This window comes from Aggregicoccus sp. 17bor-14 (assembly GCF_009659535.1).
GTDB lineage: Bacteria > Myxococcota > Myxococcia > Myxococcales > Myxococcaceae > Aggregicoccus.
Map to the genome: position 1 here is coordinate 183,347 of NZ_VJZZ01000011.1, position 13,906 is coordinate 197,252.

Consider the following 13,906-nt stretch of genomic DNA (forward strand, 5'->3'; position numbering starts at 1 on the left):
GCTGAAGGGAGGACTGCCCGCCACCCGAACGCGGCGCGCAGCTTGCGCAGTCCGCGCCCCGGAGGGCCGGCAGCTCAGTGTGGCCGGCGGACTACCACGCCGGGTGGCCAAAGGGAACGAATACGGGGGGTTAAGCCGTCTCGGTACGAGCAATACTGTAATTACGTTCAGGGTCTGACACCACGAAATCACAGGCTTTTTCCCCTTCGGGACGCCTGCCTGCCCGCCCCCACGGCGCGTGCGGGAAACGGGCAGCCGGGGGCGGAAGAGGGGCTCCCCGGCGACCGCCGGGAGGTGCAGAGTTACCCACCTTCGCCCGTCGCCCAGGAGCCTTCAAGGAGCCCCCATGAGCCCCCCGCCGAGCCCGCAGACCCCGCTCTACACCCGCCAGCTCAAGCTCGGCCCCATGGACAACTTCGTCTACCTGGTGGGCGCGGCGGACGCGCCCGAGGTGCTGGTGGTGGACCCGGCCTGGGACGTGCCGGCCATCGAGCGCGCGCTGCAGGAGGACGGCAAGCGGCTGGTGGGGGCCTTCGTGAGCCACTGCCACAAGGACCACATCAACGGCCTGGGCGAGCTGCTCTGCCGCCACGACGTGCCGGTGTATGCGCAGCGCGAGGAGGTGGACTTCTCGCCGGACCTGCGCGAGCACGCGGGCGCCCTCAAGCCCCTCTCGCCGGGAGACACGCTGCAGGTGGGCCCGCGCGCCTTCCGCGCCCTACACACGCCCGGGCACACGCCGGGCTCGCAGTGCCTGCACGCGGAGGACGCGCTGGTGAGCGGCGACACCGTCTTCATCAACGGCTGCGGCCGCTGCGACCTGCGCGGCGGAGACCCCGAGGCCATGTACAGGAGCCTCACCGGCGTGCTGGGAAGGCTGCCGGACGGCACGCGCCTGCTGCCCGGCCACGACTACGCGGACGTGCCCGTGGCGCCCCTCTCCGACGTGCGCGCGAAGAACCCGTACTTCGGCTTCCCGGACGTGGCCTCCTTCGTCGCGTTCCGCATGCGCCCGCGGCGCTAGCCGGGGCGTAGAGGGCTGTAGCGCAGCAGCGCCCCGTGCGGGTCGGCGAGCGACCGAGCCACGTGGGCGCAGGTACGCCTCGTGCCGCATGTGCCGCACTCACGGACGCGTAACCCCCCGCGCTCTCTCGCGTGAGACTTGCGCGCACCTGCACTCGCGCAACCGAGTTGCACTATTCCTCCGGGCCTACATTGACCCGGCGTGAGTCCGCGATGACACTCGCTCGCGTTGTGTGGGGCGGGTGCAAGCACCTTCGATTTCACACCTGAGCAGCTGACCCGGAAGCGCGCGGAGAGGCCCCGCCGCGAGTGCGCTGGGAGGGGACATTCGAATGAAGCGGTGGATGAGCGGTTGGCTTGCGGCCTCGGCCCTGGTTGCGACTGCGTGTGGTCCCACGGACGAGTCCGAGCTCGCGCAGGACGCGCGCGTGACCGCGCAGGAGGCCACGGGCACCGACCAGGTGCTGCCGCGCTGGGAGACGGCGCAGGAGCGCCAGGTCAGCGCGATGGCCGCGGGCGACGCGTTCTGGGCCTGGCAGTGCGACCCGAGCACCTACCAGTTCACCTCGGTCGGTACGGGCGCGCGCTTCCCCACCGAGGCCGAGAGCACCACGGGCGTGCTCATCGGCTGGCCGGACTACGGCTGCACCGTGCCGGAGCTCGCCGGCCTGGTGAAGGCGGGCCTGCAGGGCAACACCCAGGTGAGCATCCTCACCGCGCCCAACAACAACAACGGCGTGACCAGCTGCCTGCGCCGCGCGGGCCTCACCGACGCGCAGCTCGCGCGCGTGGAGTACGTGCCGGTGGACGTGGACTCCGTGTGGATCCGCGATTACGGCCCGGAGATCCTCACGAAGACGGACGGCAGCCGCCGCTTCGTGGACATGAGCTACTACCCCGTCACCTCCAGCACCTGCAGCAACATGCAGGGGCGCGTGCGTGACGACGCCTCGCCCACCCGCCTCGCGGCGCAGTGGAACGCCGAGGTGGTGCGTCCCAAGCTGCGCCTCGAGGGCGGCAACCTGCAGACGGACGGCAAGGGCACCTGCTTCCGCGCGCAGCGCAACGCCGAGGCGCGCAACAACTTCAGCGAGTGGCAGTACACCCCGGACGAGCTGAACGAGGTCATCGGCGCCGCGCACAACTGCAAGGTGCAGGTGATGGAGTCGCTGGTGGGCGGCGTCATCGACCACATCGACATGTTCATGACGGTCATCTCGTCGAAGACCATCCTCGTGGGTCAGTACGACCCGGCGGATGACGCGACCAACGCGGCCATCCTGGACCGCAACGCGGCCAAGCTCGCCGGCCTCGGCTACCGCGTGGTGCGCGTGCCCATGCCCAAGACCTACTGCCGCAAGGTGCTCGCCGGCTGCTACGGCCAGGAGCAGCAGGTGCAGGCCTGCGACGGCACCAACGAGCGCGTGTGGGCCACGTACATGAACAGCATCCGCCTGGGCAACGTGCTGGCGGTGCCGGTGTTCAAGTGGGTGCCGGCGGCCGACAAGGCCACCGTCGCGGCGCAGGAGGCGAAGGCGCTCTCCATCTACCAGTCGGAGATGGACCGCGAGTTCGGCAAGAACAAGGTCAAGGTCGTGACCATCCAGGGCGACGGCCTCATCCCCTGCCAGGGCTCGCTGCACTGCACGACGATGACCTACAAGTAGACGGCAGCTCCGGCTGCTGAAGTGGGGAAGGGCGCGCAGGGACCTCCGGGTTCCGCGCGCCCTTCGCCTTTTTGCCAAGCAGGCAGGCGAGCGCGCCGCCACGTGCCGGCCCGTGCGCCCCCGGCTGCCTGCCGGGCGGGAGCGCGGTGCTTACTCCTTGGGGAACGCGACGTACGACACACCGAAGCCCCAGGGAGGCTGCACCATGAGCGACAAGGACACGCTGTTCCCGGACAAGAAGGCCCCGCACGAGGTGCCCGCCGCACCGCGCACCCCTGCGCGCGAGGGCGACGCAGAGGCGCCGGTGATCCGCCCGCAGGAGGGGCCCGCGGGCACGCCCGGCGAGAGCGACGACGGGCGCGTCATCAAGCCGCAGCCCGTGCGCGACCCGTACCCCGGCGTGAAGGTGTTCTAGACGGCGCCCCGCCCGCGGGGACGGCGCGCGGCAGCCGGCAGGCTGCCGCGCTCGGCGCCGCCCCGCAGGCACGCGCGCACGGCGAGCGCGAGCAGCAGCGCGCCGAGCCCCGTCCACAGCACCGCCCACAGCACGGCGGGCACGTGGGTGAGCTGCGCGAGCAGGGCCGCGTCGCTCTGGTCGCGGGTCGCGGCGCTCCACAGGTCGTCGCGCAGGTCGAAGAGCGCGTAGAGCGCGGTGAAGGCCGCGAGGAAGAGGTTGAGCGCGTCCACGGCGCCGTCCGGAAGCAGCCGCGCCGCGAGCGCGAGCCCGAGCGCCATCACGCCGCAGAAGAGCAGGGTGAAGGGGTCTCCCGCGTACAGGAGGCCCATCGCCGCGAGCCACCCGCACGCGGCCACCAGCACCGCGCGCCGCAGCCGGAAGCGGAAGGTGGCGAGCAGGAGCAGCGCACCGGCCACCGCGCTGCCCACATAGCCCGCCGAGTACACGGCCACCGCACGGAAGAAGCCCGGCGGCACGCGCGAGAGACAGGCCCCCGACTCGTCCAGCGCCACGTGCACCCGGTCCACCTGCCCGCCCATGAACAGGGTGGCCAGCGCGTGCCCGCTCTCGTGCATCATCACCACCAGCAGCTTGAGCGGCGCGAGCAGGGGCGAGTCCCAGAAGTACCAGCCCACCGCGAGGCAGAGCAGCAGCGCGCCCAGCCGCACCGGGTCCAGCCTTCCTCCGCTCGCGGTCCGCATCGGTTGCGCCTCCCGGGCTGCTGCCCCTCTCACCTCTCCACGAACGGCGGCTCGCGTCAATTGCAGGCCGCCCCTGCAGAGGGTAGGGATCGCGTCATGACCAAGACCCTCGTTCTGGCACTGGCCCTGGCGGCCTCCCCCGCGCTCGCGGTGGAGGGGAAGTGGACCCCGCAGCAGGTCCTCGAGCTGTCTCCTGCGTGGCTCAAGGCGCAGGGGCTGCAGGTGTCCCCGCAGCGGCTCTGGGATCCCAAGCGGGGCACCGGCCTGCTCGCGGCGACGGTGAACACCGGCGGCTGCTCCGGCTCGTTCATCTCGGGCACCGGCCTCATCATCACCAACCACCACTGCGCCTTCGGCATCATCCAGGAGCACAGCACCAGCGGGAAGGACCTCATCACCCAGGGCTTCCTCGCCCAGAGCCGCGAGCAGGAGCTGCCGGGCAAGGGCGCGCGCGTGCAGGTGCCGCGCAGCTTCACGGACGTGACGAAGCAGGTGCTCGCCGCGGTGCCCGCGGGCGCCACGGACGCGCAGCGCTTCAAGGCCATCGAGGGCAAGCAGAAGCAGCTGGTGGCCGACTGCGAGAAGCGCCCCGCCACGCGCTGCCAGGTGGCGGTGTTCGACGGCGGGCTCACCTACACGCTCATCGACGCGGTGGAGCTCAAGGACGTGCGCCTCGTGTACGCGCCGCCGCGCGCCGTGGGCGAGTACGGCGGCGAGGAGGACAACTGGATGTGGCCGCGCCACACCGGTGACTTCTCCATCATCCGCGCCTACACCGCGCCGGATGGCTCGAGCGCCCCGTTCAGCGAGAAGAACGTGCCCTACAAGGCCGAGTTCTTCTTCCCGCTCGCGACCCAGGGCGTGCAGCCCGGCGACTTCGTGATGGTGCTGGGCTACCCGGGCCGCACCTACCGCGAGCTGCTCGGCGAGGAGATGGCGGAGCGCCAGGCGCGCGCCTACCCGCGCCTGCGCGACGCGGGCGGCGAGTACATCCGCATCATGGACGAGGAGGGGGAGAAGAGCCCCGAGGGGAAGATCCGCCTCGCCTCCAACGTGAAGAGCCTGAACAACCGCTGGAAGAACGCGGCCGGGCAGCTCGACGGGCTCGCGCGCGGGCACCTGGTGGAGAAGCAGCTCGCGCGCGACGCCGAGGTCGTGAAGTGGGCCCAGGGCAAGGCGCAGTACGCCGAGGGCCTGAAGGCGCACGACGAGCTGCTGCGCCTGCAGCAGGAGGCGGGCAAGACCTTCGAGCGCGAGTTCCTGCTCGGCTTCGTGGGCTCCGGCGCGCGCGCCGTGTCGCTCGCCACCACGCTGAACCGCCTCGCCGTGCAGCGGCAGAAGCCGGACCTCGAGCGCCGCCCCGCGTACATGGAGCGCGAGCTCGCGGGGCTCAAGGATCGGCTCGAGCGCGAGCAGACCAACTACTTCCTGCCCGCGGACCGCCGCCTCTTCCTCGCCTTCGTGCGCCGCGCCCAGGCGCTCGGGCCCCAGGAGCGCATCGCGGCGGTGGACAAGCACTTCGGTGGCCGCTTCGACGAGCGCGCGGTGCTCGCGAAGATCGACCAGCTCTACGCCGGCTCCAAGGTGATGGACGCGGCCGAGCGCATGAAGATGTTCACGGAGACCCCCGACCAGCTCGCGGCGCGCAAGGACCCGCTGCTCGCCTTCGGCGCGGACCTCGCGCAGGAGCTCGAGGCGCTCGAGGAGGTGCAGGACGCGCGGGCCGGCGCCTCGCTGCGCCTGCGCCCCGAGTGGCGCAAGCTGGTGCTCGCCCACGCGGGCAAGCCCGTGGCCCCGGACGCCAACAGCACCCTGCGCGTCACCTTCGCGCACGTGAAGGGCTACGCCCCGCGCGACGGCGTCGTGTACACCCCGCAGACCACGCTCACCGGGATGATGGCCAAGCGCACCGGGAAGGAGCCCTTCGAGGTGCCCGAGAAGGTGGCCCAGGCGGCCGAGGCCAAGCGCTTCGGACCCTGGATGGACAAGCGCCTCGGGGACGTGCCGGTGGACTTCCTCGCGGACGCGGACACCACGGGCGGCAACTCCGGCAGCCCCACCGTCAACGGCAAGGGGCAGCTGGTGGGCGTGAACTTCGACCGCGTCTGGGAGAACGTGGCCAACGACTTCGGCTACAACCCGGACATCGCGCGCAACGTGAACGTGGACGTGCGCTACGTGCTCTGGAACCTGGACCAGGTGGAGAACGCGGACGCGCTCCTGCGCGAGCTGGGCGTGCGCAAGGGCCCCGCGCCCGCGGCCGCTCCGGGCTCCCGCTAGGCGGCGCGCGCGAGCCCCGGCGACCAGGCAGGCCCCGGCCCGGCACTTGGGTCGGGGCGGGAAGTCGCGGTACACCGGAGAGCACATGTCCAGCGGTCCCGACGCCCCCGAGTCCCCTGCAGCGGAGTCCACCGTCGCCTCAGCGCCTGACGGTCTGCCTCCGCTGCCCGTCTTCGCCGCCGCGGAGCAGGTGTGCGGAAACTGCAAGCTCTGGCGCGCACACTCCGTGGACCACCGCGGCTGGGTGGGCCCCTGCCGCATCCAGGGCGGGCGCGGGATGTTCCCGCCCTCCGCCCCCATCTGTGACAAGTACGTGGCCAAGGGCTCTGCGGCACCGGCTTCGGCGCCGGCCGCCGCGCCGCGCGCGCGCAACGTGCTGCGCGGCGGGAGCCCGGGCATCGGTCCGCGGGTGGTGCGCCACCGGCCGGGCCCCCAACAGCAGGTCGACCTGGGAGACTTGAGCATGACGCGCGAGGAGCTGATGGAGATCTTCCGCGAGGCCGCGGGCGAGGGCGAGGCCCCGCCGCTCGCGGGCAAGTGGGAGGGCGGAACGCTGCAGCTCATCCCGGGCAAGCCGGAGCTGCAGGCGAAGGAGCTGCCCATCGACAGCCTCTTCCACAAGGTGGTGATGGTGCGCGACCGGCTGCGCGTGCTCGAGCAGAAGCTCAATGCGCACCCCAAGCTCACGGACGCGGAGAAGGTGGAGCTGCAGAGCTACATCACCCGCGTCTACGGCTCGCTCACCAGCTTCAACCACCTGTTCCGCGACAAGGACGACCAGTTCACCGGCGCCAAGTCCGAGGAGTAGGCCCCCCGGGGGCCCCGCGCTACTCGGCCTCGTCCTGGCGGGTGAGGCCCCAGTCCTTGAGCCGCTTGAACAGGGTGGAGCGCGCGACGCCCAGCTCGCGCGCCACGCGCTCGCGGTTGTTGCCGCAGCGGCGCAGGGTCTGCTCCACGATCTGCCGCTCCAGCTTCTCGAGCATCTGCTCCAGGGTCATGCCCGGCGGCATTTCCGGAACGCTGATACCGGTCTCGGGGTTCATCTCCTGATCGAAGGTGAGATCCGTGGCCTCGATGAGCGTCCCCTTGCGCAGCAGCAGCGCGCGGTGCACCACGTTGCGCAGCTCGCGCACGTTGCCGGGCCAGGCGTGGGCCTGCAGCCGCTCGGCGGCCGCGGGGGTGAGGCGCACGCTCTGCCCCTTGGGCGCGAAGGTGCGCACGAAGTGCTCGGCGAGCGCGAGCACGTCGCCGCGGCGGTTGCGCAGGGGCGGCAGGTGCAGCGGGATGACGCAGAGGCGGTAGTAGAGGTCCTCGCGGAACTTGCCCTCGCGCGCCGCGGCGAGCAGGTCGCGGTTGGTGGCCGCCACCACCCGCACGTCCACGTTCATCGGGCGGCTCGCGCCCACGCGCTTGATCTCCCCGCTCTCCAGCGCGCGCAGCAGCTTCGCCTGCAGGTCCAACGGCAGCTCGCCGATCTCGTCCAGGAAGAGGGTGCCGCCATCCGCCTCCTCGAAGGCGCCCTTGCGCGCGTTGGTGGCGCCGGTGAAGGAGCCCTTCTCGTGGCCGAACAGCTCGCTCTCGATGAGCTCCTTCGAGATGGCCGCGCAGTTCACCGGGATGAGCGGCGCGCCCGCGCGCCCCGAGCAGGCGTGCAGCGCGCGCGCCACCAGCTCCTTGCCGGTGCCGCTCTCGCCCAGGATGGCCACCGCCGCGCTGGAGGGGGCCACGCGCTGGATGAGCTCGGTGAGCTGCCGCATGCTCGCGTCCTGGCCGAGGATGCCGTGGAAGGCCGAGTCCTTCTTCGCGGCGGCGGCCGAGGCCGGCAGCGCGGCCTCGAGCACCAGCTCGGTCTCGCCCACCCGCAGCGTGGTGGGCAGGGGCACCTCCACGTCGAAGATGCGCACCGGGCCCAGGAAGGTGCCGTTGGTGGACTGCTGGTCCACCACGTGGAAGACCGCGTCGTTGCGGGTCACCTTGAGGTGGCGCCCGGAGATGAAGCGGTCCTGGAGCACCAGGTCGTTGCCCGCGTCCTTGCCTACGGTGAAGCTCTCGCCGCTGAGCCGGTGCACCGCCTCGCCCCCCGCCTGGCGCACCCGCACCTGCGCGGGCTGCCAGCGCGGCTGCTCGCGCGCCTGCAGCTCGGTGTGGCCCTCGCCCACGGCGGTGGCCGCCTCGCCCTCGCTCCCGCCGCGCAGCCGGAACACCGCGCGCCACTGCCCGAGCTGGATGTCCGCCCCGTCCGTCAGCGGCGCCTCGCGCACGCTGTGACCGCCCACCCGCGTGCCCTTGCCGGAGAGGTCCTCGAGCCGGAAGGCCGTGCCGTCGAAGGAGAGGGCCACCTGCTGCCGGCTCACCTCCGGGTCCGGGATGACGACGTCGCTGCGCTCGCCGCGCCCCAGCACCACCCGCGTGCCGTCCAGCGCAAAGCGCAACACCTCTTCGCCGCGACGAAAGAACACCAACTCGGACATGCACCCCTCCCACGAAGACCGCCCGGGGCCTTAGCACGCCGATTTTTCGGCTTTCAACCCTGCGGGCTGGAGGAAAGCCCTGGTTGGGGTATGCAGGGGCCATGGCGAAGGCGTCCGGTAAGACGAAGCAGCCGCCCCGGGAAGGCAGTGAGCCCCGGGAGCCGCGCGACCCGCAGGCCCCCGTGGTCCCCGCACCGGCCTCGCCGGCGCGGCTCTCGCGGCGCGGCCGCTGGGTGCTCGCCGCGGTGCTCGTGCTGGTGAACCTGCCGCTGCTCCACCGGCTGCTGCGCGGCGCGCCGGACGTCACCGTCACGCTGCCCTACACCAACGACTTCAGCCGCCGGGACACGCTCGCGCAGGACTTCTGGTCGCTCGGCGGCGGGCTCTGGGTGGTGGAGGAGGGGCAGCTGTACTCGCCCGCGGTGCGCGGCAACCCGCTGTGGCTGCAGGCGCGCCTTCCCCAGGACGTGGTGGTGGAGTTCGACGTGCGCGCGGCGGACGCGGGCGGCGAGGCCCAGCTCACGCTGTTCGGAGACGGCCGCGACAGCAGCCTGCGCAACACCGGGCAGGCACAGACGAGCGGCTACCTCCTCACCCAGGGCGTGCGCGGCGGCGCCACCGCGCGGCTCGCCAAGCGCGACGAGCTGGCCTGGCCGCTCGCGGACCTGCAGCGCCGCGGCACCCTGCGCGAGGACAGCGCCTTCCTCGTCGAGGCCTCCGCGCCCAGTGTGCCCATGGACCGCAGCTCCCACTGGCGCGTGGAGCGGCGCGGGGCACGGCTGCGCTGGTTCATCGACGGCGAGCGCGTGCTCGAGGTGGAGGACCCGTATCCCCTGCAGGGCCGCGGGCACGACCGGCTCGGGCTGAGCAGCCGCGACACGCCGCTCTTCTTCGACAACCTCAGCGTGCGCCCCCTCGCGGCGGGTGAGGACTTCGTCGCGCGCCCGCAGGCGCCCCTCGCCCCGCCCGCGCCCTTCTCGGACGCCTTCGACGCGCCCGCGCTCGGCGAGGCGTGGCGCCCCACGGCGCCCGCCGCCGTGCAGGTCTCCGACGGGGCGCTGGTGGTGGAGAACCTCCACAACCGCCCCGTGTGGCTCAGCCGGCCGCTCGCGCAGGACGCGGTCATCGAGCTGGACGCTTGGACGGACGACCCGCGCGGCGACATCAAGCTGGAGGCCTGGGGAGACGGGCGCTCCGCGTACGCGGGCGACCTCACGCGGCAGTACACGGCCACCGGCTACGTCTTCATCTTCGGCGGCTGGAAGAACAGCGCCTCGGTCATCGCGCGCGGCAACGAGCACGCAGCGGGCAACGCCGTGCGCGAGGGCGCCGCGGTGCAGCCCGGCAAGCGCTACCACTTCCGCATCACCCGCCAGGGCGGCCGCTTCACCTGGGAGGTGGACGGCAAGCCCTTCCTCTCCTACGAGGATGCGCAGCCGCTCTACGGCCCGCGCAACCAGTACCTCGGGCTCTCCGGCTGGGAGACGCGCGTGCACTTCGACAACGTGAGCGTGCGCCCGCTCTAGCGCGCGGCCCTACCCGCCGTGGCCGCCGCACAGGCGGATGATCGTCTCCGGCTGGCCCGAGACGTTCTCCTTCGTCGCGCGGATGCACTCCGCGGCGTCCGCGCGCGGCGCGGCGCAGAGGCGCACGACCGTGTCCGGCTGGCCGGAGACGAGCTCGCGCGCCGCGCGGATGCAGGCCGCGGAGGCCGTGTTCGCGCTGCGGCAGAGGCGGGCGATGGTGTCCGGTTGGCCGGAGACGTTCTCGGCCGCCGCGCGGATGCACTCCGCGGTGCCGGGCCGGGCGTCCGTGCACAGGCGCGCCACCGTCTCCGGCTGCCCCGACACGCGCTCGCGCACGGCGCGGATGCAGGCGGCCGAAGAGCTGGTCTCCGGCACGCTCGCCTCGACACGCGGCGCGCTGCCGCAGCTCTGGCGGAACTGGGAGAGCTGCAGCTCCAGCGTGCGCGCGAGCTCGAAGCAGGACTGTGAGCAGCTCTGCTGGCAGGCCGCGAGCGCCTCGCGGGCGTCCTCGGCCCTCGCCTGCGTGGAGGCGAGCGAGAGCAGCAGGGCGGGGGGGACGAGCAGCAGGCGCATCATGCGGAGGCTCCGGACGGGGCGGGTTGCGCGGGCGCGGACTGGGCGCCCCGGCCGGATATTCAACCGCGGCTAGCGGGCGGGCAGGAAGCGCGGCCCCGAGAGGTAGCCGGAGAGGCGTGCCGAGCGGAAGCCGGGCTCCTGACGGTCCATGGGCAGGATGGTCAGCGCCGAGCCCAGGATCCCGAGGCGCTTGGTGAACTCCGGCTCGGCCTTCACCTTGAGGTCCATGGCCAGCTCGCTGAAGGGCAGATTCTTCGCGAGCTTCACGGTGCCGCCGCCGCGCAGCTCCAGGTCGTCGCTCTTCGCACTCAGGGCCTCCACGGTGCCCACGCCCTTGTCCACGTTGATGCGCACGTCCACATTGCCCAGCGCGATGCGCGGCAGGTCCACCGGGGTGGGCGTGCCGTAGAGCGGCACGGTGGCGGTGCCGCCCTTGATGGTGAGGCCGCGCCCGTCCAGCGTGATGGCGCCCTGCGCGGCCGAGTAGTCCGGCGCCTTGGCGGGGGTGTTGTCCACCGGCACGTCCAGGCGCACGTCGCCCGAGAGCTTGCCCTCGAGGTCCAGGCCGCTGAAGCCCTTGAGGTTGCCCTGCGTGGTGTCCAGGTCCTCCAGGTGCAGGCGCACGGCGCGCGTGCCCAGGCCGCCCACGGCCCCCGTCACCGTGCCGCCCAGCGCGTCCGCGTGCAGGCTGACGCCCAGGGGCAGCAGCGAGGGACGGAAGGCCACGCTCTTGATCGCGAGCGCCTCGCCCAGGTCCCCGACCACCACGCCGCCCGTGACGAGCGCGTCGAGGGTCTCGGGGGGCAGCGGCTGCGCGGGCTTGCTCAGCCGCACGTCCGTGGCCGTGATGCCGTGCAGGCCCGGGCGCAGGTTGCCGATGCGCACCGCGTAGCCTGCCGCCGCCGCCTCCGTGACGATGCGCGCGCGCAGCGTGTCGTACGGGAAGGTGAGGGCGAGGCAGAGGAGGAGCGCGATGAAGGCGAAGGCGCCGTACGCGAGCGCCAGCTGCCAGCGGGGGGTCTTCGTTTCGGTGGGCATCAGGGCTTCATCTTGTAGGTGGCGACGGTGGTGGACGCGGCGAGCGTGTCGCTGCCGGGGCGGGGATCCAGGCGCAGGTTCTTCACCTTCACCATGCCGGGGCCGCTCTCCACCGTCTTGAGGAAGTCGGTGAACTCGCGCAGGTCCACGTCCGTGAAGGTGAGCTCCACGGAGCTCTCCACGATGCGCCCGTCACCCAGGCTCACGTCCGGCTTGGGATTGAACGACGGCACCTCGAGCCCCGCCGCCGTGGCCTTCTCCTCGATGTAGCTGATGAGGCGCACGTCCGACTGGGTGAGCTGCTGCTCCACCTGCTGGCGCGCCTGCTCCGCCTCGCGGTAGCTGGTCGCGAGCGTCTGCACCTCCTGCAGCTTCGCCACCTTCTGCTTCGTGCGGGTGCGGTATCCGTCAGCGCTCGAGGAGAAGGAGAAGAGGATGATGAAGAGCAGGAAGACGGTGAAGGCCGCGGCGAGCCCGCCCACCATCCGCTGCTCGCGCGCGTTGAGCCGCTCGAACCACGCGCGTGCGTTGGCCAGCAGCGCCTTGAGCTGTTCCTTGAGGTTGTCCATGGCCGCCTAACCCTCCGCCCGCTGCTCGGCGGGGCACTGCACCTGGATGCTGAGCCGGAAGGTCACCTTGTTGCCCTCCCGCGTGCGCTCCACCTTGCCCTCCTGCACCTCCTTCACGCAGCGGTGCGAGCGAAGGGCGGCGGTGAGCGAGTCGATCTGCTTGGAGCTGTCCGTGGTGCCCATCAGCTGCACGCGGTCCGGGTCCACCAGGATGCGGTCGAAGGTCACCGGCACGTCCGCGGGCACCTTGGCAGTGAGCTCCGCGAGCAGCTCCACCGCGCTCGTCTTCGGCAGCGCCGCCGCGGGGCTCTCCTGGCCGCGCAGCAGGTTGAGCGCGCGGTCGTAGTTCGTCTCGCAGGTGCCCAGGATGCGCTTCGTGGTCTCGCACAGCATCGCGTCCACCTGGTGCTCGCGCCGCGCGAGGACCTGGTTGCGCACGATGCCGCCCACGATGAGCAGCACCAGCAGCGTGGCGGCGAAGGCGCCCACCAGCCCCAGCCGGTCGCGCACGTAGTCGTAGCTGCCCTTGAAGCTGAACTCGCCGCGGCGCAGGTTGAAGCGCGGCGCCTTGGCGCCCGAGGCCGCGCCGCGAAGCGCGAGCGCGTAGGCCTGGGTGGCGGAGGGCTGGATCTCCGCCGGGGCCACGGCCGCCACGTCCGCGGGCAGGGGCAGGAGGCTCGTGGGCAGGTTCAGGTCCCGCCCCAGCTGCTCGGCGAGCCCCGGCATGCGCGCGCTGCCGCCGCACAGGAACACCGCGCCCACGCGCTTGCGGCTGCGCGCCGTGTAGCTCTTGAGCGTGGGACGCAGCTCGCGCAGGAGCGGCTGCAGGCCGCGCGCGAAGGCCGCCGCGGCGCGCTCCGCGTCCGGGCCCACCGCGGCGCTGGCCATGGCCCCGTGCGCCTCCTTCCAGTGGTGCGCCTCGGGCAGCGGGGTGTTGAACTCCACGGCCAGCGCGCGGCTGAGCTCGCGGCCGCCGCCGGCGAAGGTGCGCGCGAACTCCACGCCCACCCCCGGCTTGCCGATGGCCACCGTGGTGCGATCCTGACCGATGTCCACCAGCGCTACCGCCTCCGCCTCCGCCGCGCCGTCGAAGAGGGCGGGGTGCTGCAGGAGCAGGTTCTGGTAGGCGACGCCCGGGTGCGTGACGATGCGCGGGTCCAGCTTCAGGTCCGCGAGCGTCTGCAGCAGCGGGGCGAGCTCGTCCTTGCGCACCACGCCCACCAGCAGGTCGCTCGCCTTCTCCTTCTGCGTGGTGACCTGGTAGTCGAACACGGCCTCGGAGAGATCGTAGGGGAGCTGTCCCTCCACTTCGAAGGGCACCACCGAGTCCAGGCGCTTGGGGTCGTTGAAGGGCAGCGTGAGCTGGTGCGTGGCGAGCGAGGCGCCCGGCAGCGCGATGATCACCTGGTCCGCGCGCAGCTCCGGATGCTGCGTGAGGAGCTGCTGCAGCGCCGCGCGCAGCGTCTCCACCGGCTCGCCTTCCGCGCGGCGCACCTCGGCGTAGGCCTTGGGCGTGGGGCTACGCCCGGAGCTGTCCAGGACGAGCCCCTTCACCGAGTAGCTGCCGAGATCGAGGCCAAGGATGCGGGCCATGTGCG

At 72.3% G+C, this 13,906-nt stretch carries 12 protein-coding genes; 6 read left to right on the plus strand and 6 right to left on the minus strand.

Annotation, left to right across the window (positions count from 1 at the left end; translation table 11 throughout):
* Positions 1-346 precede the first annotated feature (346 nt).
* From FGE12_RS21010 to FGE12_RS21020, 3 genes are all read left to right on the plus strand, one after another.
* A complete protein-coding gene (locus FGE12_RS21010) occupies positions 347-1,024 on the plus strand; it encodes an MBL fold metallo-hydrolase (protein ID WP_153868314.1) in 678 nt (225 codons plus the stop codon).
* Between the two features lie 343 nt (positions 1,025-1,367).
* Positions 1,368-2,690, plus strand: a complete 1,323-nt coding sequence (locus FGE12_RS21015) for an agmatine deiminase family protein (RefSeq protein WP_194798123.1) — start codon at positions 1,368-1,370, stop codon at positions 2,688-2,690.
* A gap of 205 nt (positions 2,691-2,895) precedes the next feature.
* The gene (locus tag FGE12_RS21020; RefSeq protein WP_153868316.1) at positions 2,896-3,105 is read left to right on the plus strand and encodes a hypothetical protein; all 210 of its coding nucleotides are present in this window, start codon (positions 2,896-2,898) and stop codon (positions 3,103-3,105) included.
* Here FGE12_RS21020 and FGE12_RS21025 read toward each other — a convergent pair.
* A complete protein-coding gene (locus FGE12_RS21025) occupies positions 3,102-3,848 on the minus strand; it encodes a M50 family metallopeptidase (protein WP_153868317.1) in 747 nt (248 codons plus the stop codon). The two genes, FGE12_RS21020 and FGE12_RS21025, sit on opposite strands and share 4 nt — an antisense overlap.
* A gap of 96 nt (positions 3,849-3,944) precedes the next feature.
* On the opposite strand from FGE12_RS21025, the gene FGE12_RS21030 reads away from it, so the two are divergent.
* Positions 3,945-6,128, plus strand: coding sequence for a S46 family peptidase (locus tag FGE12_RS21030; protein WP_153868318.1), 2,184 nt, complete (start codon positions 3,945-3,947; stop codon positions 6,126-6,128).
* Positions 6,129-6,213: 85 nt separating this feature from the next.
* Positions 6,214-6,936, plus strand: coding sequence for a hypothetical protein (locus tag FGE12_RS21035; RefSeq protein ID WP_153868319.1), 723 nt, complete (start codon positions 6,214-6,216; stop codon positions 6,934-6,936).
* Between the two features lie 19 nt (positions 6,937-6,955).
* On the opposite strand, the gene FGE12_RS21040 is transcribed toward FGE12_RS21035, so the two are convergent.
* Positions 6,956-8,599, minus strand: a complete 1,644-nt coding sequence (locus FGE12_RS21040; RefSeq protein ID WP_153868320.1) for a sigma 54-interacting transcriptional regulator — start codon at positions 8,597-8,599, stop codon at positions 6,956-6,958.
* A gap of 101 nt (positions 8,600-8,700) precedes the next feature.
* Between FGE12_RS21040 and FGE12_RS21045 the strand changes: the two genes are divergently transcribed.
* Entirely contained in the window at positions 8,701-10,125 is a 1,425-nt protein-coding gene (locus FGE12_RS21045; RefSeq protein WP_153868321.1) for a hypothetical protein, read from the plus strand.
* A gap of 9 nt (positions 10,126-10,134) precedes the next feature.
* On the opposite strand, the gene FGE12_RS21050 is transcribed toward FGE12_RS21045, so the two are convergent.
* From FGE12_RS21050 to pilM, 4 genes are all read right to left on the minus strand, one after another.
* On the minus strand, positions 10,135-10,701 hold the full coding sequence (locus FGE12_RS21050; protein ID WP_153868322.1) for a hypothetical protein: 567 nt from the start codon (positions 10,699-10,701) through the stop codon (positions 10,135-10,137).
* Between the two features lie 69 nt (positions 10,702-10,770).
* Complete coding sequence (gene gspN, locus FGE12_RS21055; protein ID WP_153868323.1) at positions 10,771-11,739, minus strand: type II secretion system protein GspN; 969 nt, start codon at positions 11,737-11,739, stop codon at positions 10,771-10,773.
* Positions 11,739-12,308 (minus strand): type II secretion system protein GspM, encoded by a 570-nt coding sequence (gene gspM, locus FGE12_RS21060; protein ID WP_153868324.1) that lies wholly within the window; start codon positions 12,306-12,308, stop codon positions 11,739-11,741. The genes gspN and gspM overlap by 1 nt, the downstream gene beginning before the upstream one ends.
* 6 nt (positions 12,309-12,314) lie before the next feature.
* A complete protein-coding gene (gene pilM, locus FGE12_RS21065; RefSeq protein WP_153868325.1) occupies positions 12,315-13,901 on the minus strand; it encodes a pilus assembly protein PilM in 1,587 nt (528 codons plus the stop codon).
* Positions 13,902-13,906: the final 5 nt, after the last annotated feature.

What these genes read in the sequence shown, in the direction of transcription:
- FGE12_RS21010 (WP_153868314.1), top strand. Translation starts at nt 347, where the DNA reads ATGAGCCCCCCGCCGAGCCCGCAGACCCCGCTCTACACCCGCCAGCTC.
- FGE12_RS21015 (WP_194798123.1), top strand. Translation starts at nt 1,368, where the DNA reads ATGAGCGGTTGGCTTGCGGCCTCGGCCCTGGTTGCGACTGCGTGTGGT.
- FGE12_RS21020 (WP_153868316.1), top strand. Translation starts at nt 2,896, where the DNA reads ATGAGCGACAAGGACACGCTGTTCCCGGACAAGAAGGCCCCGCACGAG.
- FGE12_RS21025 (WP_153868317.1), bottom strand. Translation starts at nt 3,848, where the DNA reads ATGCGGACCGCGAGCGGAGGAAGGCTGGACCCGGTGCGGCTGGGCGCG.
- FGE12_RS21030 (WP_153868318.1), top strand. Translation starts at nt 3,945, where the DNA reads ATGACCAAGACCCTCGTTCTGGCACTGGCCCTGGCGGCCTCCCCCGCG.
- FGE12_RS21035 (WP_153868319.1), top strand. Translation starts at nt 6,214, where the DNA reads ATGTCCAGCGGTCCCGACGCCCCCGAGTCCCCTGCAGCGGAGTCCACC.
- FGE12_RS21040 (WP_153868320.1), bottom strand. Translation starts at nt 8,599, where the DNA reads ATGTCCGAGTTGGTGTTCTTTCGTCGCGGCGAAGAGGTGTTGCGCTTT.
- FGE12_RS21045 (WP_153868321.1), top strand. Translation starts at nt 8,701, where the DNA reads ATGGCGAAGGCGTCCGGTAAGACGAAGCAGCCGCCCCGGGAAGGCAGT.
- FGE12_RS21050 (WP_153868322.1), bottom strand. Translation starts at nt 10,701, where the DNA reads ATGATGCGCCTGCTGCTCGTCCCCCCCGCCCTGCTGCTCTCGCTCGCC.
- gspN (WP_153868323.1), bottom strand. Translation starts at nt 11,739, where the DNA reads ATGCCCACCGAAACGAAGACCCCCCGCTGGCAGCTGGCGCTCGCGTAC.
- gspM (WP_153868324.1), bottom strand. Translation starts at nt 12,308, where the DNA reads ATGGACAACCTCAAGGAACAGCTCAAGGCGCTGCTGGCCAACGCACGC.
- pilM (WP_153868325.1), bottom strand. Translation starts at nt 13,901, where the DNA reads ATGGCCCGCATCCTTGGCCTCGATCTCGGCAGCTACTCGGTGAAGGGG.